The sequence below is a fragment of the Streptomyces sp. NBC_00075 genome (genome assembly GCF_045041225.1).
In the GTDB taxonomy this organism is placed as follows: domain Bacteria; phylum Actinomycetota; class Actinomycetes; order Streptomycetales; family Streptomycetaceae; genus Streptomyces; species Streptomyces adonidis.
In genome coordinates, this window is sequence record NZ_CP108243.1 from 2,117,082 (window position 1) to 2,139,509 (window position 22,428).

General features: G+C 69.2%; 20 protein-coding genes. 5 read left to right on the top strand and 15 right to left on the bottom strand.

The window, feature by feature from the left end:
• Positions 1 to 17: 17 nt before the first annotated feature.
• From OG787_RS09085 to OG787_RS09115, 7 genes are all read right to left on the bottom strand, one after another.
• Positions 18 to 1,277 carry an alginate lyase family protein gene (locus OG787_RS09085; RefSeq protein WP_369030512.1) on the bottom strand — a complete coding sequence of 420 codons (1,260 nt, stop codon included), beginning with the start codon at positions 1,275 to 1,277 and terminating at the stop codon, positions 18 to 20.
• Positions 1,278 to 1,314: 37 nt separating this feature from the next.
• The gene (locus OG787_RS09090; protein WP_405534850.1) at positions 1,315 to 4,671 is read right to left on the bottom strand and encodes an alginate lyase family protein; all 3,357 of its coding nucleotides are present in this window, start codon (positions 4,669 to 4,671) and stop codon (positions 1,315 to 1,317) included.
• Positions 4,668 to 6,200 carry a glycosyl hydrolase family 28 protein gene (locus tag OG787_RS09095; RefSeq protein WP_369030514.1) on the bottom strand — a complete coding sequence of 511 codons (1,533 nt, stop codon included), beginning with the start codon at positions 6,198 to 6,200 and terminating at the stop codon, positions 4,668 to 4,670. The genes OG787_RS09090 and OG787_RS09095 overlap by 4 nt, the downstream gene beginning before the upstream one ends.
• A 56-nt stretch (positions 6,201 to 6,256) precedes the next feature.
• Entirely contained in the window at positions 6,257 to 7,141 is an 885-nt protein-coding gene (locus OG787_RS09100; protein ID WP_405534851.1) for a carbohydrate ABC transporter permease, read from the bottom strand.
• Positions 7,138 to 8,139 carry a carbohydrate ABC transporter permease gene (locus OG787_RS09105; RefSeq protein ID WP_405534853.1) on the bottom strand — a complete coding sequence of 334 codons (1,002 nt, stop codon included), beginning with the start codon at positions 8,137 to 8,139 and terminating at the stop codon, positions 7,138 to 7,140. Before OG787_RS09105 ends, OG787_RS09100 begins: the two co-directional genes overlap by 4 nt.
• The gene (locus tag OG787_RS09110) at positions 8,136 to 9,491 is read right to left on the bottom strand and encodes an extracellular solute-binding protein (RefSeq protein ID WP_405534854.1); all 1,356 of its coding nucleotides are present in this window, start codon (positions 9,489 to 9,491) and stop codon (positions 8,136 to 8,138) included. The genes OG787_RS09105 and OG787_RS09110 overlap by 4 nt, the downstream gene beginning before the upstream one ends.
• 169 nt (positions 9,492 to 9,660) lie before the next feature.
• On the bottom strand, positions 9,661 to 11,292 hold the full coding sequence (locus OG787_RS09115) for a glycoside hydrolase family 43 protein (protein ID WP_369030518.1): 1,632 nt from the start codon (positions 11,290 to 11,292) through the stop codon (positions 9,661 to 9,663).
• 190 nt (positions 11,293 to 11,482) lie between these two features.
• Here OG787_RS09115 and OG787_RS09120 point away from each other — a divergent pair, with 190 nt between their 5' ends.
• Entirely contained in the window at positions 11,483 to 12,535 is a 1,053-nt protein-coding gene (locus tag OG787_RS09120; RefSeq protein ID WP_405534855.1) for a LacI family DNA-binding transcriptional regulator, read from the top strand.
• A 25-nt stretch (positions 12,536 to 12,560) separates the two neighbouring features.
• On the opposite strand, the gene OG787_RS09125 is transcribed toward OG787_RS09120, so the two are convergent.
• Positions 12,561 to 12,725 carry a hypothetical protein gene (locus OG787_RS09125; protein ID WP_405534856.1) on the bottom strand — a complete coding sequence of 55 codons (165 nt, stop codon included), beginning with the start codon at positions 12,723 to 12,725 and terminating at the stop codon, positions 12,561 to 12,563.
• A 138-nt stretch (positions 12,726 to 12,863) separates the two neighbouring features.
• Here OG787_RS09125 and OG787_RS09130 point away from each other — a divergent pair, with 138 nt between their 5' ends.
• Together OG787_RS09130 and OG787_RS09135 are read left to right on the top strand one after the other, a co-directional pair.
• Positions 12,864 to 13,448, top strand: a complete 585-nt coding sequence (locus tag OG787_RS09130) for a GNAT family N-acetyltransferase (protein WP_405534857.1) — start codon at positions 12,864 to 12,866, stop codon at positions 13,446 to 13,448.
• A 176-nt stretch (positions 13,449 to 13,624) separates the two neighbouring features.
• Positions 13,625 to 14,101, top strand: coding sequence for a hypothetical protein (locus OG787_RS09135; protein WP_405534858.1), 477 nt, complete (start codon positions 13,625 to 13,627; stop codon positions 14,099 to 14,101).
• A 204-nt stretch (positions 14,102 to 14,305) separates the two neighbouring features.
• Here OG787_RS09135 and OG787_RS09140 read toward each other — a convergent pair whose 3' ends face one another.
• Entirely contained in the window at positions 14,306 to 15,034 is a 729-nt protein-coding gene (locus tag OG787_RS09140) for an SDR family oxidoreductase (protein ID WP_369030524.1), read from the bottom strand.
• A 77-nt stretch (positions 15,035 to 15,111) separates the two neighbouring features.
• On the opposite strand from OG787_RS09140, the gene OG787_RS09145 reads away from it, so the two are divergent.
• Complete coding sequence (locus tag OG787_RS09145) at positions 15,112 to 15,489, top strand: MerR family transcriptional regulator (protein WP_369030525.1); 378 nt, start codon at positions 15,112 to 15,114, stop codon at positions 15,487 to 15,489.
• A 69-nt stretch (positions 15,490 to 15,558) separates the two neighbouring features.
• On the opposite strand, the gene OG787_RS09150 is transcribed toward OG787_RS09145, so the two are convergent.
• Genes OG787_RS09150 through OG787_RS09165 form a run of 4 tightly spaced genes read right to left on the bottom strand, consistent with a single transcriptional unit; the run spans position 15,559 to position 19,592 of the window.
• Entirely contained in the window at positions 15,559 to 16,212 is a 654-nt protein-coding gene (locus tag OG787_RS09150; RefSeq protein ID WP_369030526.1) for a ThuA domain-containing protein, read from the bottom strand.
• An 11-nt stretch (positions 16,213 to 16,223) separates the two neighbouring features.
• On the bottom strand, positions 16,224 to 18,341 hold the full coding sequence (gene ligA, locus OG787_RS09155; RefSeq protein WP_405534859.1) for an NAD-dependent DNA ligase LigA: 2,118 nt from the start codon (positions 18,339 to 18,341) through the stop codon (positions 16,224 to 16,226).
• Between the two features lie 52 nt (positions 18,342 to 18,393).
• Positions 18,394 to 19,032: a DUF4389 domain-containing protein gene (locus OG787_RS09160; protein ID WP_369030528.1), complete on the bottom strand. Its 639-nt coding sequence runs from the start codon at positions 19,030 to 19,032 to the stop codon at positions 18,394 to 18,396.
• 2 nt (positions 19,033 to 19,034) lie between these two features.
• Complete coding sequence (locus OG787_RS09165; protein WP_369030529.1) at positions 19,035 to 19,592, bottom strand: RICIN domain-containing protein; 558 nt, start codon at positions 19,590 to 19,592, stop codon at positions 19,035 to 19,037.
• Positions 19,593 to 19,738: 146 nt separating this feature from the next.
• On the opposite strand from OG787_RS09165, the gene OG787_RS09170 reads away from it, so the two are divergent.
• Entirely contained in the window at positions 19,739 to 20,161 is a 423-nt protein-coding gene (locus tag OG787_RS09170) for a VOC family protein (protein WP_369030530.1), read from the top strand.
• Between the two features lie 47 nt (positions 20,162 to 20,208).
• Here OG787_RS09170 and OG787_RS09175 read toward each other — a convergent pair whose 3' ends face one another.
• Complete coding sequence (locus OG787_RS09175) at positions 20,209 to 20,895, bottom strand: helix-turn-helix domain-containing protein (protein ID WP_405534861.1); 687 nt, start codon at positions 20,893 to 20,895, stop codon at positions 20,209 to 20,211.
• Positions 20,896 to 21,143: 248 nt separating this feature from the next.
• Positions 21,144 to 22,301 carry a YihY/virulence factor BrkB family protein gene (locus tag OG787_RS09180; protein WP_369036710.1) on the bottom strand — a complete coding sequence of 386 codons (1,158 nt, stop codon included), beginning with the start codon at positions 22,299 to 22,301 and terminating at the stop codon, positions 21,144 to 21,146.
• Positions 22,302 to 22,428 lie beyond the last annotated feature (127 nt).

Consider the following 22,428-nt stretch of genomic DNA (forward strand, 5'->3'; position numbering starts at 1 on the left):
GGTGGGTGACGGAGCGGCTATTTGGCGTACATCAGCGTGCCGAAACCGGTCTGGTCGAAGCCGCCGCTCGTCGTGCCGTAGTCCCCTCCCCCGCCCTCGGGCCGGACGCTCTCGGCCATCGCCTGGATGTACGGCACGGACAGACCGCGCCGCTTCGCGTAGTGGTAGTAGAGGATGTCCCAGACCGGGCGGACCTGGCCCCGGCTCGCGGAGGAGATCACGGTCTGCGAGGACTGGGCGCAGTTCTGGCCGGTGCCCCAGGTGTAGGTGGTGAACGGGACGTCGTTGCCCAGGTTGTACTTGGCGACGTACTGGGCGGCCTTCATGAACCGGTTGCTGTCGTAGCCGTACAGGTCGTCGCCCTGCGACCAGGCCATCTCGCAGAAGGCCCCCATCTGGCCCATGCCCATCACTGTGTGGCCCTGGTCGCGCCCGGACTCCTGCCACTGGCCCAGCGCGTAGCCGGCGGAGTCGGTGTAGAGGTACGGGACGGCGTGCGCGATGGAACCATTGCCCGCGCCGGTCTTGAAGTAGTTGACCGCCTGGTCGTACTTGGCCGCGTCGTCGCACAGGATCCCGATCGCGAGGATCGAGTTCATGTTGCAGAGGTCCCAGTTGGCCCAGTAGTTGGTGATGCAGGCGTCGTTGTGGCCGGTCAGGAACTGGTTGTTGAGAGGGTAGAAGACGTTGAGCATCATCTCCTGGAAGGCGGCGAGGTCGAACCCGCTGTAGCCGCGCATGAGTTCGGCGGCGTTGGCGAACTGGTAGCCGTAGATCCCGGCGGCCAGGAAGCGGTCGGCGTTGCCGGTGACGCTGGTGAGGGTGGACGCCCACGCGTTGAGGATGGCAACCGCCGTGTCCCCGTTGGCCGTTGTGCCCGCGATCTTCCAGCGCAGGGCGTTCTGGTAGGCGGCGTGGATGTCGTTGTAGAGGATGCCGTAGTTCTCGCCGGTGCCGCCCCGGATGATCGTGGCCTGCGGCCGGGCCGTCCAGGTCGACGCCGAGTGGGAGTTGGCGGTGAGACGGTTCCAGCCGGAGAGCCAGGGGTCGGTCCCTGCGGCGACCCGGACCTTGGCGCGGTTGAGTTCACCGTAGGCGTGCAGCATGCCGGGGTGGGTGAAGGTCGCGGGTGCGGCCTGGGCGGAGGGGGCCGTGAGCGCGGCGGCTGACGCGCCCACGGCGAGTGCGGCGGTGAGACCACCGGCGGACTTCAGCAGTCCCCGGCGGCTCAACCGGGTTGGATTCTCAGGTGGGTTGTGGGGGTGTTCGCGGCTCATTGCGATGCATCTCCAATCCCAGGGGAATTCTGGGGATTCAGGTGGGGCTGATGCTCACCTCGTCGAAGACCGAGGTGCAGCGGGCCAGGGGGTCGCGGGAGCAGACCACCAGGCCCACGTAGTAGGCGGCGTCGCCGAAGCCGGGGATCTCTCCCTCGGCGAGGGGGGTCCAGCTGACGCCGTCATCGGTGGAGAAGGCTGCGGAGAAGGCGGTCCCGACGCGCTTCAGCCGTAGCAGGCAGGGCAGTTGGAGGGCGGGGGTGGCGGTTCCGGTGAAGGCGGAGGCTCCGGCCACGGTCTTCCGGAGCATCAGCTGTGCCGTGGTGCCGCCGGTGACGATCGCCCCGGCCGCCTGGTCGAACGGCGACAGGGACTTGGCCATGAGCAGCCCGACCCGGTCGGCGGCCGTGGCTCCGGTACGGGAGACCAGCCGGGCGGTGAGGACACTGTCCCCGGTGACCGCTTGCCGGACGAACTGCCCGGTCATTCCCTGCCCGTTGACGTTCAGGTCGGTCCCGGCACCGCGTACGACGAAGGTCCCGTTCCCGTCCTCCTCCTTGTACGAGGTCGAGCCGGGCGTACGGATCGCGACCACGCCGTACGTCCCCAACTCCCGTTCGTCGAGGACGACATCGCCGAGGTCGCCGTACGTCAAGGGGGCGGGCGGCGGCGCGGAGACGGTGAGCGTGAGGGTCGCCGTCGCCGTGCCGGAGGCGTTGCTCGCGGCCGTGGTGACGGCGAACTCCCCGCTCTCGGCGGGCGTTCCGGAGACGAGACCCGTACGCCGGTCCAGGCGCAGCCCCTTCGGCAGCCCGGCGGCGGCAAACCGTACGGGCTCGTGCGAGGCCCGGATCAGGTGCTGGAAAGGGACGCCGACGTTGGCGAAGGCCGTGCCCGCCGACAGCACCTCCGGCATGGACGGCACCGGCATCACGGCACCACTCGGCGCCGAACGCGGCCCACGGCCACCGGAGTTGGTCTTGGCGACGGTGTAGTGGTACGTCCGTCCGGGCACCCCCGTCGCGTCCGCGTACCGCACCCGGGTGCCGAACCCGACCGGCCCGACACCGGTCGCGACACTCTCGTACGGGCCCTCCGGACGCGTGCCCCGCAGCACCGTGTACCGCGCCGACAGATCGGGGTCGGTCCACGTCAGCTCGACGGCGTCGGCTCCGGTGGCCGCCCGCAGATCGCCGGCGGCGCGTCGAGGACGCGGCACACACCAGACGGACCCGGAGTCCGAGGTCACCTGGACGTTGTCGAAGGCGCCGGTGCCGGTCTCGGCGTACTCCGCGTCGACGCCCAGGCACGAGGCGAGGGCGAGCCCGGCGTACACCGTGCGCCCCAACTCGACCTCGGTGGAGCCGACTTGGGTCCAGTGCTCGCCGTCCGGGGAGACGGACCCCGTACAGCGGCGGCCGTTGCGCTCGACCCGCACCCAGTAGGGGGCCCGGAGGCGGTAGCCGTCGCCGGCGCCTTCGACGTACGGCGCCTCCAGCGGTGTCGCCGATTCGGGGAGCGTGCCGAGGTCGGAGATCGGGAAGGACGCGGCCGTGGTGATCGCCTTCTGCTGCGAGGGCGGTACCGGGGTGCTGCCGGTCGCGGAGATCGGCGCTCCGGACGCCGGGCGTACGGTCCACACCCCGCTCCAGGTGTGCAGCGGCAAGCCCTGGATCAGCATCGACGCGTGCGGGGCGGCGGGGTCCAGGGAGGCGCGCAGGGTGACGCCGATCTTGGAGTACTGGGAGCTGAGCGGCCAGACGATCCGTGCTGTGACGGCGCCGTCGCCGCGCAGGGGCACGTGGGCCAAGCGGTGGGTGTCCGCCGTACCGCCCGCCTCCAGCACGAACCGTTCACCGTCGAAGACCGCCGAGCCGGGGACGCCCGTCTCCCCCACGTCCTGACCGGACCAGGGCGCGGGCAGGCCGACGCTCGCCGACGCCCAGCCAGAAGTACCGCTCGTGCCAAGGGAGTTGGTGGCGGTCACCGTGTAGTAGTACGTCCGGCCGCGACGGGCGTCCCGGTCCGTGTACGTGTCGGTGGTCACCGCGTCGGCGATCGTCTCGTACGGGCCCTCCGGGCGGGTGGCCCTTCGTACCGTGTAGCCGGTCGCCCACGCCGACGGCAGCCAGGAGACGGTGACTGTGTCGTCCTCGCCGAGTGTCGTGATGCCCGCTGGAGCTGTGGGCGCGGTCGGCGCCGGGGCCGTCGTACCCGCGAAGGTGAAGGTGCCCCAGCTCGGCAGGTCGTCGTTGCTGCCCTCGATGAGGCGGGTGCCGCCCGACCCCCTGAAGACGGCGGCCTTCGTGTACGGGGTGTCCAGGCCCCGTACGCCCGCGTAGTGCGCGTACGCCATCTCGTAGATCGGGGGCAGGGTGCCGCGGACCTTGTCCGACACCGTCGTCTTGATGTACTTGCCGGTGCGGTCGAGGTCGGGGGTGAAGGGGACGGTGTTGCCCAGGTTGTAGCGGGCGGCGTACTCGACGTTGGCGAGGAGACGGTTGTCGTCGTCGCCGTACAGGTCGATGCCCTGGTTCCAGGCGACCTGGGCGGCGTCGGCGTGCAGGCCGACGGCCAGTTGTTCGTGGCCCTGGTCCCGGCCGCTCTCCTGGCCCTGGCCGGCGTCGGTGACGATGCGGTGGCGGACGCTGCCGTTGCCCGCGCCGGCCGCCAAGTACCGCAGGGCGTCCTCGAAGAGGGTCGGCTCCTCGCAGAACACGCCGATGGCCAGGACGGTTTGAAGGGCCGTCAGATCCCAGTTGCCGTTGGCGTAGAGCATGTAGCCGGAGACGGCCGGATACCAGACGTCGAGGAACGACGCCTCGCAGCGGGCGATGTCGGCGGCCGTCCAGCCGTCGTAGTCGCCGCCGTGGCGCAGGAGTTCGGCCGCGTTGACGAACTTGAAGGCCTGGAGGCCCGCGCCGAGCGGTCCGTCGGCGCCGGTGACGGCGGTCAGTGACGCCGACCACGCGTTGAGGATGCCCCGGGCCTTGTCGGCGTACGCGCGCTCGCCGGTCACGCACCACATCAGGGCGTTCTGGTAGGCGGCGGCCGAGTCGGCGACGGCCTGGTTCTGGAAGTTGGCAGGGCCGCGACCCCAGGAGGTGATCTGGCCGGTGTTCTGCACGATGTACGTCGACTTCGAGCGGGCGTGGGCGGCGAGCGCCAAGTAGCCCTCGTACACCGGGGATTGCTTTGCGGCGACCGCTTCCTTCATCCGGGTGAGGTCGGTGGCGCTGTGCAGCAACCCCGGGTGGGCGAAGGTGCGTTGACGCGCCGCCGCCCAGGCCGGGCCGGGGACGGCGGCGAGGCCGGTCCCGCCCGATGCGAGCAGCAGAGCGGCGGCACCGCTCCCGCCGAGGAAGCCCCGGCGGCTGAGTGGGGAGGTCGTCATGACGTCGCTGCCGCCTCGGCCTCGGCTTCGGCGGTGGTGAGGAAGCGGAGGTTCGTCACGTGCTCGTTCGTGTGCATCGGGATGGTGTCGGTGGTGAGGTACCAGGTCGGCTTCTTCATCGAGTCGGCGATCACCAGGCCGTTGACGACGAGGTTCTCGAAGGTCACGTCCTTGATCGCGTGCTTGGCGTCATAGCCGAGCAGCAGGCACGTGGCGAGCGGCTTGCCCGTGTAGGACAGGTCTTTGACGTGGACGTTCTGGATGCCGCGGCCGACCGAGGTGTTGTACTTCGTGTTGTACATGATCCGCATGTGGATGAGCTGACCCCAACGGAAGTCCTCCACACGGACGTTGTCGACCTTCACGTTCTTGATCAGGTTGCTGTCACCGGCGTTGAGCGCGATGCAGCCCTGGTAGCCCATCTGGGGCTCGCGGTGGTCCAGGATGTCGAGGTTCCTGAAGGTGAGGTTCTTCAGCACCTCGGGGTTGTCGGTGTTGCCGTGCGTGCCGACGTTGACGGGGTGGGCGACATCCGCCCAGAGGGTGGAGTTGCGGACGGTGATGTTCGTCGTGTCGCCGTAGTACTCCCAGCGGTGGGTGTAGATGGCGATGCAGTCGTCGGAGTTGCGCATGAAGACGCCGTCGATGACGACGTTGCTGCTACAGAAGACGTCGATGCCGTCGCCCCAGCCCTTCGAGCTGAAGGAGCCGAGACCCTTGATCGTGACGCCCGTGGCCTCGCCCAACTGGACCGCGTAACCGTTGGGGTTGAGGACGGTGACGGCGCCGATGGAGATGTTCCGCGCGTTCTCCACGAGGGCCCCGCCGCCCGCCGTCCCGGCGAGGACGCCCCGGCCGGCGATCCCGGCGTGCTCCACGTCGCGGAAGATCACGGTCGCCTTGAGGACGGCGCCGCCGTCGAGGTAGACGGTCTTGCCGGAGGGGACGAGCAGGGTGCCGTCGGCCGTGGTGTGGACGCCGGGGCCGTAGTAGATGACGTTCGGGTCGTCCGCCGAGGGGCGCTTCTTCTCGACCGCGCGGGCGAACAGGTGCAGGCAGTCGAAGATGTCGTCGTTGATCTGGACGACGACGTTGCGCGGCCGGTCGAGCGTGAACCGCAGGGTGTCGCCGAGGAGTTCGGGCGTGATGCCGTACGAGTCCGGTCTCACCCGGGCCTTGGTGGTGCCACCCTTGAGGTAGGTGACCTCGATCTCGACGGAGCCCTGGAAGTCGAAGTACGCCAGCGAGGAGTTGTAGACCTTGCTCGACCCGGTGGTGGGGTTGATCTCCCCCAGCTGGGGCCGCCAGATGTCGATGGTCTGCCACTCGCCGTCGGGGGCGGTACGGACCCGCACCTTGAAGCTGGTGTTGGTCGGCATGGCGGACGGGCGCGGGTAGGTGACGAGCGTCGGCGCCGCCGCGACTTCGTCCGCCTGGGCCGTCGTGGCCGTCAGGTTGGTGAGACCGGCCGCGAGCGCGGTGGCACCGGCCGCCTGGAGAGCGGTACGGCGGGACAGGAACGGGTTCATCCGGAACTCCTTGCAGGGTGAAAAGAGACAAGGGGCGAACGAGGAAGACGGGAAGGTCACTTGAGGCCGGTGGTCGACATCCCGGCGACGAAGCCGCGCTGGGCGATCAGGAAGATCAGCAGGATCGGCACGACGTACATCACGGACCCGGCGGCCAGCAGGTTGTTGACAGGGAGCCCGCCCGGAGTGACGTACTGCGTCATGATCGCGACGGAGAGCGTGGTGCGGTCGCTGGACAGCAGCAGCATCGGAGCGATGAAGTCGCCCCAGCTCCAGGTGAAGGCGATCACGAAGCTCGCGGCGAGCACGGGCCGGGACTGCGGCAGGAAGATCCGCCAGAAGATCGTCGCGTAGCCGCAGCCGTCGATGATCGCGGCCTCCTCCAGCTCCCTGGGCATCCCGGCGAAGAACTGCCGGAAGAGGAAGACCAGATAGGGCGCCGCCGACAGTCCCCACAGCACCCACGGCCAGTACGTGTCGACCATGCCGACCTTGGCGAAGATGAGGTAGGTCGGGAAGAGCGTGATCATCTGCGGCAGCATCATCGAGCCGAGCAGGATGCCGAACAGCACCTTCTTGCCGGGCGCGTCGAGCCGGGCGAAGCCGAAGCCGACCCAGGCGGAGCTGAGGGTGACGAGGGTGGCGTAGATCAGGGCGATGATGAGGGAGTTGCGGGCGTAGCCGAGGAAGTCGATCTGGGTGAAGGCGTCGGCGAAGTTGTGCCACTGGACGCTGTCCGGCAGCCAGTGCACGGGGGACGCGGCGAGTTCGGGCGTGGTCTTCAGCCCGGTGATGATCAGCCAGCCGAAGGGGCCGATCATCAGGCCGGTGATGACGACGAGGACGGTGTAGAGGACGAGTCGGGAGGTACGTATCCGCACGCGGGCTGCGGAGCCGTCGTTCCTCGGTGTGACGGTGGTGGCGGTGGTGGTGGCGGTCACTTCTTCGCCTCCGGATCGACGTTGTAGAACACCACACCGGAGGTGAGCTTGAAGATCAGACCGGTCGCGATGAGGATCAGGACGAAGAGGACCCACAGGAGCGCGGAGGCGTAGCCGTAGCGGCCGAGCGCGAAGTACTCCGCGAACACGTGCATCATGTACATGTAGTTGGTCTGCGGAATCGCGGTGACTCCGGCGGGAGTCGGATTGGCCGCGATCAGCAGCGGCATGATCGTCTGGACCGAGGCGATCATCCCGGTCACCGCCTGGAACAGCAGCACCGGCGAGAGCAGTGGCACGGTGATGCTGCGGAAGGTCCGCCAGGCGCTCGCGCCGTCGATCCGGGCCGCCTCGTGGAGTTCGCGGGGTACGTCCTGGAGCCCGGCCAGCGAGATGATCATGACGTTTCCGGCGGCCCACAGCACCGCCATCAGGATCACGTAGCGGGCGTACGGATCGTCCAGCCAGGCGACGGCGTCGATGCCGACGATGTCGAGGACACCGTTGGCGGCGCCCGAGTCACGGTTGAACAGCGCCTTGAAGACGAGGCCCGCGCCCACCGGCGGTACGACGGCCGGCAGATAGAGCAGCGTGCGCCACAACCCCCTTGCCCGCAAAGGGCGGTTGACCAGGACCGCCAGCGCGAGCCCGGCGACGATCGACAGCGGTACGGAGGTGAGGGCGAACACCCCGGTTCGGCTCAGCGCGTCCCAGGTCACCGAATCGGACAGCAGCTCACGGTAGTTGGCGAACCCGACGAAGCTCCAGTTCGGGGAGATCCCGTCGAAGGTGGTGAAGCTCAGCCACAGCGCGTACGCCATCGGCCCGACGGTCAGCAGCAGCAAGCCGATGATCCAGGGTGCGGTGAACATGTAGAACGCCCGGTGTCTGCGGGCGGTCATGGAGGTCCGGGGCAGGCCGCCGGAGCGGGTGGCACCGGTGCGGGCGGTGGACGGCAGCGGCCGCCGCACGGCTTCGGGTATCTGACCGACGGTCATCCCACCTGCTCCTTACCGCGCTTGAGCTGCTCGTTGATCGACGCGTTGAGGCGTCCGGCGAGGGTGTCGACGGAGATCCGGCCGTTCATCGCGGCCGGCAGGACCTGGTTGATCAGGGCTTCGAGCGCGTCCCACTTGGCGTAGGGGGTGAAGGGGGTCACCGAGAAGTGCTTCAACTCGGCCTCCTGCACCCGGAAGACCCGCTTCTGGTACTCCTCCTTCTGCGGCATCAGCGGCCGCAGCGACTTCAGCGTCGGAATCCCCCAGCCGCCCTCCGCGCGGGCCTTGGCCGGCCCCTCGCCGAAGAACCACTCGAAGACCCGCCAGGCGGCGTCCTTGTTCCGCGCCTTCTTCGGCATCCACATGCCCGTGCCTGCCTGGCAGGAGCTGATCCGGGGACCACCCTCGAACACGGGGGCGGGCGCGAGCCGGGACACCTCGGCGATCTTCGGCTCGGCGTTGATCATGCCGCCCAGCCAGTAACCGTTGCCCGACATGGCCATGCGGTTCGCGACATAGGTCGGCCCGTCCCAGGCGTCGGGGTTGGGCTGGATGAGGCTCGGCCCGACCTTGGCCTTGGCGTAGTCGACGTACCAGGTCAGCGCCCTGCGGGCCTCGGGAGTGGTGAAGTCGACCCGGGTGAAGTCCGGGGAGAACAGTTCCCCTCCGGCGGCGGCGACCAGATTCGTCAGCAGGATGACGACGTTCACACCGTTGTAGCTGCCGCCGTAGACGGTGGTCTGGCCGTTCTTCCGTACGACCAGACGGGCGGCCTTCGCCGACCACTCCTCGTAGGTGATCGGCTCGGTCTCGGACGGATAGTCCACGCCCGCCCGGTCGAACTGGGCGGTGTTGAACCAGAACATCGCGTCCTGGGAGAAGTCCTTCGCCATGCCGTAGCGAGGGCCCTTGCCCTGGGTGGTGCCGTCGAACCGCCACAGGTCGTTGGCCGGATCGAGGTCCTCGACCTTCAGGACACTGGACTTGGCGAAGTACGGGTCCAGGTTCTCGGCGACGCCCCGGGCCGCGTAGAACGGCGCGTCCAGGGCGCCGACGCCACGCACCAGGTCCGGCGGCCTGCCGCTGGTGAGCATCGCGATCAGCCGGGTGATGTCGTCCTGTACGACAGTGATGTCGATGCCCAGCTCGCGTTGCGCCTGCTGGATCAACTCCGTGGAGATGTCGTCGAGTTTGACCATCATGGTGATGGACTCACCGCCACCCGTGGCCGCGCCGGCCACCCGCAGGGCGCAGCCGCTCAGCGCCGTCGCGCCGACCGCCGCCCCACCGGCCGCCGAGAGGGCGAGAAACCGGCGGCGGCTCGGGGGTGTACCGGCGGCCTGTGCGTGCATGAACGTCCCACCTCCTGCTGTCTGTTGTTCGGTACCGGGCATGGGCAGCAACCGGTTGTCGTATGTCGTGCAGAGCTTCTTCCGGTCAACAGGCGACGTCAAGAGTCTCGACGACTTTCGAAAAGACTGGGTGAGCCGGTCGAAGCGGGTAATTTCAGCAACCGGTTTCTCACACGTCAGCGAGTTCTCGTACAGGGAGTTCTCGTACGTCGAACCAGTCGAAGTCCGCCGGGGTGCGGGTGCCGCCCAGATCCTGGGCGCAGACGCCGACGAACGCACCGGTGAAGCGCAGGCGTTGGCCGTAGTCGTCGGAGAGCCTGGACGCGTCGAGGACGGGCCCGACCGGCCGCCAGTCCAAGCCGTCCGGGGAGGCGGAGAAGCGGAGTTCGGCACCGTCGAAGCGGGCACGCAGGTGCACCAACGGCCAGTCGTCGACGTCGAGTTGGGAGTCCGGGAGTTCTCCGTACGCCCCGTCGTCGGTGAGGACGATGCCCAGTACCCGACCCCTGCCCTCGGTGTGGGTGAGGCGCAGATAGTAGTGCTGGGTGGTGTCGTACCAGCAGATCAGGCCCGCCAGTTGGGTGAAGTGGGCGGGGCGGAAGTCGACCACCGTCGTCACCTCGCAGCGCACCGAGGTCAGCCGGCGCGCCACCAGGCTCTGGTCGTAGCGGGAGTGCGGGCTCTGTCTGCCGCGCAGCCGGAGATGGCCCGGGCGCTCGGTGAGGGTGAGCCAGTCGGGGGTGGCGGGGACGCGCAGGGTGCTCCAGTGGGCGGGGAGGGTGGGGGCGTCGAAGTCGTCGCGGTCAACGGCCTTGGGCGGAGCGGCGCTTGGAGGTTCCCCTGACCTGGGTTCCGCTGCCTTGGGTGCGGGCACCTCCAGGCTCGGTCGGCGGCCTCCGTCCGCCAGTCGCAGCCAGCCGTCGTCCGTCCAGGTCACGCGTTGCAGACAGGTCTCCCGGCCGAGTACGCAGCGTGGTCCGTCGGGGGTGGCCACGGGACGCGAAGCGAGGTGGGCGAGGTACCATTCCCCCGCCTCCGTGCACACCAACTCCCCGTGCCCGGCCTTCTGTAGCGGCCAGTCGGGGATGTCACGGGTCGTCAGGAGCGAGCCCTGGGGGTCGAGTTCGTAGGGTCCGGCCAGTTCGCGTGAGCGGGCCATCAGGATGCCGTGGTTCCAGCCGGTGCCGCCCTCGGCGAGCATCAGGTAGTACCAGCCGTCCCGCCGGTACACGTTGGGTCCCTCGATCAGCTCGTCGTGGGTGAGGATCGTGCGCGGCAGTCCGATCAGGGCCTGCTTCCGGGCGTCGTACTCCTGGAGCAGGATTCCGGCGAACGACGGGTGCCCCTCGCGGGGGTCCCACTGCATGTTGAGCAGCCAGCTGCGGCCGTCCTCGTCGTGGAAGAACGACGGGTCGAACCCGGAGGAGTTCAGGAACACCGGTTGTGACCACGGGCCGTCGATCGACTCGGCGGTCACCAGGTGGTTGTCGACGTCCTTGTAGGGGGAACCGACGGTCCGGACGATGCTGTAGACCATCCAGAACCGTCCCTCGTGGTACGACAGCGAGGGCGCCCACACTCCGCCCGAGTCGGGGACTCCGCGCAGGTCGAGGAGGTCGGCGCGGTCCAGGATGTGCCCGGCCGGCGTCCAGTGGACGAGGTCCGTCGAGTGGTGCACGGAGACGCCCGGGAACCATTCGAAGGTGGAGGTGGCGAGGTAGTGGTCGGCGCCGACCCTCAGGATGCTGGGGTCCGGGTGGAATCCGGGGAGCACGGGGTTGTGGATGGGGCCCGGCAACATACAGGTCCTTCGTGTTCGGTATGTCGAAATTTTCGGTCCGGAACGATCAGGTGAATCCCTGTGTCTTCACGCCGCGTTGAGGCGGGCTTAATGTAGAAAGCGGTTGCTACGCGGTCAATGTTTCCGTCGTGTGAGCAGCGCTATTCGAAATTTTCGATGGCCCTCGGGCAGGTCGGAGAGGCGGTTGCAGATGGTCCGCACCGGAGATGGCACCACGTCGACCGGGCCCACGCTGGCGGTCGTGGCCCGGGAGGCCGGGGTCTCCGTACCGACCGCCTCGAAGGTCGTGAACGGCCGGGAGGACGTGGCGCCGGAGACCCGCCGGCGGGTCACCGAGGCGCTGGACCGGCTCGGCTATGTGCGCAGACCCCGCTTCGACGCGTCGAAGGCGCCCGGCCTGGTCGACCTGATCGTGCACTCGCTCGACAACTCGTGGTCGGGCGCGGTCCTGCACGGTGTGGAGGAGGCGGCGCACGACGCGGGCCTTGAGGTGGTCGTGTCGGCGGGCCTGACCCGGACCCGGGGCGGGCGCCCGGAACGCGGCTGGCTGGACAAGCTGACGACCCGCGGCTCCTCCGGCGTCCTGTTCAACCTCGCCGAACTGACCCCGTCCCAGTACGCCTGGCTCGACCAGCACCACATCCCGTTCGTGATGATCGACCCGGTGCTGGAACCGCCACCGGGGGTGGTGTCGGTGGGCGCGGCCAACTGGCACGGCGGAGTGACGGCGGCGGAACATCTGCTGGGCCTGGGCCATGAACGTATCGCGGTCATCGCCGGGTACCGGCGCAAGATGTGCAGCAGTGCGCGGGTGGCCGGGTATCGCTCGGCGCTCGTCGCGGCGGGCGTGCGGTTCCGGCACGAGTACGTGCGGTACGGCAGCTTCGACGAGACGGTCGCGTACCGGCGGATGGTGGAGCTGCTGGACCTGCCGGAGCCGCCGACTGCGGTGTTCGTGTGCTCGGACAAGATGGCGCTCGGTGTGTACCGGGCGTTGGCGGAGCGGAAGTTGAGAGTGCCGGAGGATGTGAGTGTGGTGGGGTTCGACGACCTGCCGGAGTCGCGGTGGGTGTCGCCTGCGCTGACCACTGTTCGGCAGCCGTTGTCGGAGATGGCGGGGGCCGCGTTGCGGTTGTTGGTGCGGATGATGGCCGGGGACCGGCCCGAGGGGACTCGGACGGAGTTGTCCACGCGGTTGGTTGTGCGGGGCAGCACGGCTGCGCCGGGCTCTCCCGGTTCCTGAGGTTTCCCGAGCTGACCGTGCACCGCTACCGGACCGAGCTGTCGGCGGTGTCGCAGAAGACCCCGGGCGCGCTGGCCCGCACGCAACGCATGGCCGCCGAACGGGCGAACCCGATCGCCGTCGCGGTGGCCGCCCGGGACGAGGCCGGAGTCTTCCTCAACTCCGGTGACTTCGCCGGCGGGTCGGCCATCGTGGAGCGCGCGGTAGATGGCCCGAGTCCACCCGTCCTCTTTCGACAGGTGGAGCCTTGGTCGTGCGGATCGGACCGGAATCGAATCGGATGGATATTCGGTGTCTGCCTGCCCCATGAGGACACAAGATGGTGCGCATGACTTTGGCAACCCCCGTACTGCACACCGCTCGCCTGCGACTGCGCCCCTTCACCGACGCCGACGCGGACCCGCTCTTCGCCCTGCACAGCAGCACCTACGTGATGCGCTACTGGGACTCCCCGCCGTGGAAGGAACCGGCCCGCGCCGAACGCTTCATCGACATGTGCCGGAAGATGGCGGACGAGGGCACCGGGGCCCGGGTGGCCATCGACCGCGCTTCCGACGGGGCCTTCGTCGGCTGGTGCGGCCTGACCGGATGGAACCCGGACTACCGCAGCGCGTCGTTGGGCTACCTCCTCGACGAGGCGATGTGGGGACACGGCTACGCCACGGAGACCGCGCACGCCGTGCTGCGGTGGGCATTCGACACACTCGACCTGAATCGAGTCCAGGCCGAGGTCGATACGCGCAACATGGCGTCCGCCCGGGTCCTGGAGAAGATCGGATTCGTGCGTGAGGGGACGTTGCGGGAGGACTGCGTCGTGAACGGCGACGTATCCGACTCGTGGGTGTTCGGATTGCTCAGGCGAGAGTGGCGGCCGGCGGCCGTGCCTGTTCCAGCCGGCGAAGGGCGGCGTTGAGTCCGCCTCCGGCAGCCGCCGCGTCCGGTGCCTTGGCGTAGTGCGTGGGCGCTGCCTCGTCAGCGCTGCATTTTCGGGAGTTGTTTGTTCGGGCCGTCGGACCGAACGCGAACAACCTCTGAGCCGCTACACCTTGAGCGAACGGTCAGGTCGGTTGCGACTACGGAGGAGATCAAGTGAGCTTGAGAGGCATCAGGAAACGGGCGGCTGCACTGGTCGTGACGGTGATCGCCACAGTGGCCCTTGTTCCGCTGGCGACGCAGGCACCAGCACAGGCGGCACCGAACGTCGCGGCCGGACCGACCGCCTGGACACCGGGGATCTCCCCACTGTTCTCGGGCGAGTGGGTACAGCGGAATGTGTCGAGTGCCGATCGGAACACGGCGCTGGTGGCGTGCTCCTTGGCAGCTGGAATCGCCTGCGTGTCGGTTGGCCAGGGCGACGGCACACACAGCGTCTTCCATCTGTTCAGGTGCGAGACGCGGTCGCTCTCGAACTTCTTCAACGCGCTCGCTGTTCGCAACAACCAGACCGGCGGAGCCCAGGTCCACTTCTGGGGGCCCACGTACCAGGTCTACATCCCTGCGGACGGCCTGATCCACACGGTCCCGGACTACGCGACGTACGACTTCAACCGCCTCGATCTCTGCTGAGGGCACATCGACCCGGACACGCTGTCACGGTGTCCGGGTCTGAAGCCTTTGCGGTGACGGCTGCGGAGTGACGACTGTCTGACGCACAGGTGGCCGAGACCCTGGTCGACCACGCTGCGCCGGGCGATGGTGAACAGCCAGGCCTCCTCCACGGCCGCATCCGCCACGAAGGCGCCGTCGCCGTGCTCGACCTCGACCACGCCCTCAGGCCGCCATCAGCGCCGCCAGGGCGCGGTCCATCGCGGCGTTGAACTCTTCCGGCGTCAGCGGCAGACGGGACTTGACGTCCCGGCTCCACCGGTCGGCGAGGACCTCGGCGGCGCCCGCCTCGACACCGTCGAGCGCCGCGTCGGCCAGGTCCGACGGAGCGATCTTGGCCACGGGCCAGCCCGCCGCCATGTCGGTGTCGGCCAGGCCGAGGTGTACCGCTGTGACGAGCGTGCCCTGCTCGGCGAGCTCCAGGCGGACGCCGTTGGTCATGGCCCAGGCGGCGGCCTTGGTCAGGTGGTAGGCATTGGCGCCCTTGCCCCCGAACCACGACATGGCGGAGAGGACGTTGACGATCGCGCCCCCGCCGTTCCCGGCGAGCGCCGGCGCGAACTCCCGGATCATTCCCAGGTGGCCGAACATGTTGGTCTCCAGCTCGTGCCGCACCGCGTCCAGCGAACCGGTCACCAGGTCGGTCCCCGTACTGATTCCCGCGTTGTTGATCAGTAGCGAGACGTCCGGGGCGGCCTCGGCGGCGGCCCTCACGGATGCGGGATCGGTGATGTCGAGGGGCAGCACCTCGACCCCGGGCAGGTCCACGGTCTCCGGTCGGCGGGCCGTCGCGTAGACCTTGCGGGCGCCCCGTTCGAGCAGGCGCTGGGCGAAGGCGCGGCCCAGGCCGCGGTTGGCTCCGGTGACAAGGGCGACGGAGTTGTTGATGTCCATGGCCGGTACGCTAAAACCTGACGCTGACGTCAGGGGCAAGCGCTGGTCGTCAGGGCCAGGGGGTGAGAGGAATCACCATGACTGTCACAGTGGCCGCAACCGAGCGGCTGATCCGCATCGGCGAGGTGGCACGAGGTGGCGGCGTCTCGGTGCGCGCCGTGCGCTACTACGAGCAGCAGGGGCTGCTCATCGCGGAGCGCAGCCCGTCCGGCCAGCGCCTGTACCGGCAGGACGCCATCCCCCGGGTCCGCTTCTTCCAGCAGATGTTCGCCGCCGGCCTCACCAGCCGAAGAATCACCGAACTCCTGCCGTGCTGGGACGCCGGGCACACCGACGCCGGGCAACGAGCCATGCTGCGAGCCGAGCGCGAGCGCATCCAGGCCAGGATCGACGACCTGCGGGCCACCCTGGACCACCTCGACGAGGTCATCGCGATCACGGACACGCACCCGTAGGCGCGGCCGGCCAGACGTCTCGTCAGCGAGCCGAGAAATGGGACTGCCCGCGCCCCTGAAGGGGTGCCCCTAACTCAGGCCCGTTGCCCAGGTGATGCCGCCCAGCAGGTGGGTGCGGAAGTCCGGGTCTTCGTATGCCTCCTCTGCGTGGCCCAGAGCGGTGTAAAAGACTCGGCCGTTGCCCGCACCGTGCTCTCCGCACCACGCCAACGGGTGGTCGTCGCCCATTCGTCCGCCCTCGTAGGAGGCCTCGTCTGCGGATATCAGTACCCGTACCGTCCCTCGGGGGTTGGTGCGGAAGTCGTACCACTCGTCGGTGAACTGCCAGACTTCCGGCAGGTGGGCGGTCGCGGGGTGGTCGCGGTCCTCGACCACCGCCTTGCCGGGCTGGTACGCCGGGTGTTGGGCGAACCGGGCGCCGAGCAGCTCGCCGTAGTACGGCCAGTCGTACTCCGTACAGGCCGCCGCGTGTATGCCGACGAACCCGCCGCCCGTCTCGATGTACGCGGCGAGCCGCTCGCGCCCGGCCGGGGTCAGCACCTCGCCGCTGGTGGAGAGGAAGACGACGGCCGCGTACCCGTCCAGAGGCCGCTCGAAGGCCTCGGGTTCCTCGGTGTGGTCCACCTCGAAGTCGCCGAGTGTGCGTACGGCGGCCACGGCGGCCGGGATGGAGTCGTGCCGGAATGCGGTCGTGCGGGTGTAGACGAGGAGTCTCGGTGCCATGGGCAGCGAGCTTATGCGGCGGGGTCGTCCGGTCCCAGGGGGTCGAGGTGGTCGGCGACGAGGAGGGCGAACTCGTCCGGGGTGGCCAGGCGGACGCCGAGGGTCTCGGCCTTGGCGCGCTTCGATCCGGCGCCTTCTCCGGCGACGACCAGGGTGGTCTTCTTGGAGACGCTGGAGGAGGAGCGGCCTCCGGCGCGTTCGATGAGTTCGTTCATCTGGTTGCGGCTGAGCTTCTCCAGGGCTCCGGTCATGGCGCCGGTGACGACCACCGCCATCCCCGCCAGGGGGCCGTTCGTCGTGTCCGCCGTCCCCGGGAGGCCGTCGGCGGCGGCTTCGGTCGTGGGGGCGGGTGGCGTGGCGCCGGGTTCCGTCATGTTCACCCCGGCTGCGACAAGTCTGTCGATGAGCGGGGCGAGTTCGGTCAGTTCGGCGACGATGGACGGGGCCTTCTCGGTGCCGATGCCCTCGACCTGACGCATCGCTTCGGCGTCCGCGGCACGGATGTTGTCCATCGTGGCGAAGTACCGGGCGATACGGCGGGACATGGAGCGGCCGGTGCCGCGTACCCCGAGGGCGCACAGCACGCGCGACAGGGGCTGGCCCTTCGCCGCGTCGATCGCGGCGAGGAGGTTGTCGGTGCTCGTCTCCCCCATCCGTTCCAGGGCCAGCAACTGCTCCCGGGTGAGGGCGAACAGGTCGGCGAGGTCCTTCACCAGTCCGGCGTCGACGAGTTGGACGACGCGGGTGTGGCCGAGTCCCTCGATGTCGAGCTGGTCGCGGCCGGCCGCGTAGGAGAGTGCGGCGACCAGATGGCAGTTACGGCCGTTCTCGCAGCGCCAGCGCTGTTCGCTGGTGTCGATGGCCGCCCCGCAGCGCGGGCACACCTCGGGGAAGACGATCGGCTGCTCGTCGCCCGTACGCAGGTGCGCGACGGGGGCTTCCACGCGCGGGATGACATCGCCGGCGCGGTGGACCATGACGTGGTCGCCCAGACGCAGGTCGCGGCGGGTGATGTCGTTGGGGTTGTGGAGAGTCGCGTAGGTGATGGTGGCGCCGTCGATCTCGACCGGCTCCAGGACCGCGCGCGGGGCGATGATCCCGGTACGGCCCACGTTCCACTCCACCTCCAGCAGCCGGGTGATCTTCTCCACGGCGGGCAGCTTGTAGGCGATCGCCCAGCGCGGAGCGCGTGACCCCGACCCGGCGGTCTGCTGGTCGACGGCCAGGTCGGCCTTGATGACGATCCCGTCGATCCCGAACGGCAGCTCCGCCCGCAGTGCGCCGATCTCCGTGACCCGGGCCATCACCTGCTCGACCGTGTCGCAGGTGACACCGGGTACGGCGGTGGTCGCGGTGGTGTTCACGCCCAGCTCACCGGCCAGCGTCATGAGGTCGCTGTGCGCGAGCCCGCCCAGCCGGTCCGCGAGCTGTGTCCCGGTGTCGGCGAGGGGCAGCAGGCCGTAGCCGAAGAACGTCATCGGCACGGTGTACGCACGCTCCTTGGCACGCAGGGTGCCCGCCGAGGCGCCGCGCGGGTTGGCGAACGGTGCGCCACCGTGTGACGTGCGGACCTCGTTGGCGTACTCGAACTGGGCGCTGGTCATCAGGACTTCGCCGCGCACCTCCACCGTCACCGGTTCGGCCAGCTCGGCGGGCAGGCCCTCGACGGTGCCGATGGCGTGCGAGACGTCCTCGCCGGCTCTCCCGTCGCCGCGGGTGATCAGCCGGGTGAGACGGCCGTGGGTGTAGCGGGCGGCGATCGCGAGTCCGTCGAGCTTCGGCTCCACGCTGAACCGCTCCACCTCGTGGCCGATGCGGCGGGCCAACGACGCCGTCCAGGCGGTGAACTCCTCCGCCGAGAACACGTTGTCCAGGCTCAGCATCTCGACCGTGTGCGGGACGTCGCCCTCCACGGCGCCCCCGGCGACCTTCCCGGTCGGCGACTCGGGCAGCACCTGCTCGGGATGCTCGGCCTCCCAGGCCGCGATGCCGCGTACGAGCCGGTCGTAGGCGTCGTCGTCCAGCACCGAGGTGCCACCCTCGTAATAGGCGGCCGACGCCTTCACCGCGTCCTCGACCGCCTGCGCGTAGGCGACGGCATCCACGATCACTGCAACTGGTGTGGTCATGCACGCCATCCTGCACGCCACCACTGACAACGCCCCGTGCGCCAGGTGCGGATCACGGCTCGCTCGGGCCCTGGTCGAGGCGGAACGGCGGGTAGACGTCCGTCATCAGTGCCGCGTACGCCACGACGCGGGCCGTCCAGCGGTGCAGGCCGACGTTGAGGTCGTACATGCCGCGCGGATAGCGGCCCGTGAAGAGCAGGGAGACGCCCGCATACAAGGCCAGCAGGCCCGCGAGGCCTCCCACGAAGCGTGCGCCGCCCTCGAAGACGGCGACCACCAGCAGCTGCGGCAGCACCAGCAGCCACCACTTGACGAGCACGAGCCCGCGCGAGAGCTGTTCGGGCCGGGCGACATCCAGGTGCGCCGGGTAGTCGGGCACGTCCGCGAGCGTGAACGGCGGATAGCGGTCGGTGCCGAGGGAGCCGTACGTGTAGTACGCCACCCGCCAACTCCAGCGCAGGACACCGACGTTGAAGGTGAACAGGGCGCGTGGATAGGCGCCGGTGAACAGGATCGCGAAGAAGGCGATCACGGTGACGAGGAGGAAGGCGATCCAGAGGAAGAGGAGGACGACGTAGTGCGGGATCGCCAGCACCCACTTGACCAGCCACAACCAACGGGAGAGGCCGGGTTCGTACACCGCTTCCACGGTCACCGGACTCCTGGGGTACTCGAACAGTGCTGTGTTCATGGTCAACCCGCCAGGTTCAGGTTCCAGGTGCGGGACTGGTCCCTGTCGCAGTCGAACTGCACCAGGGGGACGTTGTTCTCGGTCGAACGGCCACCGGCGACCGTCGCGCACTTGCCCGTCTGGTCGTTGACGAGTTCGTAGGAACTGCCGTCCCAGTTGACGAGGCTCCAGCGGCGCGAGGGGTCCGAGTCGCAGTCGAACTGGACCAGTTCGACGTTGTTCTCGGTCGAGCGCCCGCCCGCGAGCGTCGCGCACTTGCGCGTCTGCACGTTGACGAGCTGGTACGAGTTGTCTTCCCCGTTGGTGAGCCGCCAGCGGCGCGAGGGGTCGGTGTCACAGGTGAACTGGACAAGCCGGACGTTGTTCTCCGTCGAGCGGCCGCCCGCGACCGTCATGCACTTCCCGGTCTGCGGATTCTTGATCTGGAAGGCGGCTCCCGAGATCACGGCCGGGGCGTTCCTGGAGTCGGCGACCGAGGGAGTCGGCAGCAGCAGGACGCCTCCCGCGAAAAGGATCGTCGATGCCGTCAGAAGACGATGTGCCCGAGTGTGCTTACGCATGGCAGTGCTCCTCCTTTTGATCAAGGTGCAGCTGCCCTTCCCACTATTCGCGCCCTCCGCGGGGCTCGCAACCGGGGGTGAAACGGGGGGTCAGCACGTCCGATTTCTTCAATACCGGTCTCCGGCCGCCTGCCTAACCTGGCCATATGACTTCACAACCGACCCCACAGCCCACGCCCCGCTTCGACGCCGTCGGTATCGTCGTCGCCGACCTCGCCGCCTCTGTCGCCTTCTACCGCCGACTCGGGCTCGAATTCCCCGAAGGAGCCGAGGAGCAGCCGCATGTAGAGGCCCAACTGCCGGGTGGGCCAAGGCTGTTGCTCGACACGGAGGAGACCGTCCGTTCCTTCCACTCCGGGTGGCGGCGGCCGAGTGGTGGCGGGCGGATCGGGCTGGCCTTTCTGTGCGGGTCGGCTGCCGAAGTCGACGCATTGTACGAGGAGTTGGTGGGGGCGGGGTATCGGAGTGAGTTGAAGCCGTGGGATGCGGTTTGGGGGCAGCGGTATGCGTGTGTGCTTGATCCTGACGGCAATGGGATTGACTTGTTCGCCCCGCGGGAAGTGCAGTGATTTACCCGCGGGGAGGTGGGGGCTGGTCGCGCAGTTCCCCGCGCCCCTTACGGGGCACCCACTAGCCGCCCCAGCGACGTTCCCGCCAACTCCCTTACGTCCCGTGCCAAATGAGCCTGGTCCGCGTACCCCGCCCGGGTCGCCGTCTCCGCGAAAGGCACCCCCTCCCTCGCCATGGCCAATGCGCGCTGCAAGCGCAGGATGCGGGCCAGGGTCTTGGGGCCGTAGCCGAAGGCGGACAGGGAGCGGCGGTGCAACTGGCGGGCGCTCAGGCCCAGTTCGTCTGCCGTTCGGCCGACCGGGCGGCCGGATTGCAGGGCCGCGACCAGGCCGCCCAGCAGGGGATCCGGCGGGGGCGTGTCCGCCGCCCGTTCCAGTGCCAGCTGCTCAAGCGCCGTCCCCGGATCGGGCGCCGCGTCGACACGTGCCCTCAGCCGCCGTACCTCCGCCGCTCCCCACAGGTCGGCCAACTCGACGCGCCGGTCCCGGAGTTCGTACGCGGGTACGCCGAGCAGGGCCGGCGCCGTGCCCGGGTGGAAGCGGACGCCCGCCCAGTGCGCGGGGGCGCCCTCGGGGACGTACGGGCGGGTGTCGGGGCCCGCGACCAGCAGGCGGCCCTCGCGCCAGAGCAGGTCCATGCAGCCGTCGGGCAGGACGGGCCGCGCGCCGGGCCCGGCCGGGGTGTTCGTCCACACCACCGCGCCCGGCAGCCGGGAGGGCCGTTCCTCGTACACGTACGAAAGGCTACGCCGCCACGAGGCACGTCTGCGCGCCAAGTCGGATTCGCCCCCGCCGCCCCTACCCGTTCCCATCCCTGGGGGCTGCGCCCCCAGACCCCCCTTTGTCCTCAAACGCCGGACGGGCTGAAATACCTAGCCTCTCCGGCGTTTGAGGAGCGGGGGTTCGGGGGCGGAGCCCCCGAGGATGGGACGGGTAGGGGCGGCGGGGGCGAAGAAAAGCCCGGGCCGCGCCCCGCCCCCCGTCACTTCGCGGAGGGCGGCCCCTCCCCCGTCTTGGGTGTGCTCTTCACCTGGGCCCGCAGCCGGGACGTCACGTCCTCCGGGGGCAGGAAGCGGGACCAGCGTTCCGGGAACTCGGAGGGCATGTCCGCCGGGTCGTCGGGGTCGTCGTCGTGCTCGTAGGTGCGGGCGGCGGTCATCCGGGCGACGTACTCGGCGGCCTCCTCCTCACGGAGGCGTTCGTTGGCGGCGCGCGCCGCGGCGGTGGAGGCGGCCGGCCAGACACGGTCGATCGCCGCGTTGACGGCGGCCCCGACGAGCACGGCGAAGGCCGAGACGCCGACCCACAGGAGGACGGCGACGGCCGCCGCGAGCGATCCGTAGATCGTCGCGCCCTCGATCGTCTTGGTCAGGTAGATGCGCAGCAGGAAGCTGCCGAGCACCCACATCCCGAGGGCCACCAGCGCGCCCGGGACGTCCTCGATCCACGGTGAGCGCACCGGGACCGACACATGGAACAGCGTCGTCAGGAAGGCGATGGAGAGGAGGATGACGACGGGCCAGTACAGGACCTGTACGAGCGTCTCCGACCATGGCAGGACGTTGAGTACGGCGTCCGGGCCGGCCACCATCAGCGGCAGCGCGACCGAGCCGATCAGCAGGGCTACGACGAACAACACGAAGGCGACGAGCCTGGTCTTCACGATGCCGCGGACGCCGTCCAGGCCGTACATGACGGTGATGGTGTCGATGAAGACGTTCACCGCGCGGGAGCCGGACCAGAGGGCGAACAGGAACCCTATGGAGATGACGTCGGGCCGGCCGCCCTTCATCACGTCGTCCAGGATCGGCCGGGCGATCTCGGTGACGCCCTTGTCGGACAGGACCGTCCGGGACGCCTCCAGGATGTTGGTCTCCAGGCTGGTGATGGTGTCGGTGCCGGTCCAGTCGTCGACGTAGCCGAGCAGACCGATCAGGCTCAGCAGCAGCGGCGGCACGGACAGCAGCGTGAAGAAGGCCGCCTCCGCGGCCAGACCCAGGATCCGGTACTCGATGCACGAGTTGACGGTGTCCTTGAGCAACAGCCATGCGGTCCTGCGCTTCGAGACGTTCCGGTAGAGGACGCGCGCGCGATGGAGTCGGCCGCTGGGGCTCTCGGGAAGTTCACTTGCTGCCTGCACGCCCTAACGGTATCGGGCGGGCGGTACCCCTCTCACCCTCCGGTGCCCCGCCCAGGGCCCGGCACCCGCACGCCGCTCCCTCCCCTTCCTTCCCGTGACGCGCCAGAAAACGAAGAGAAACCCAGTG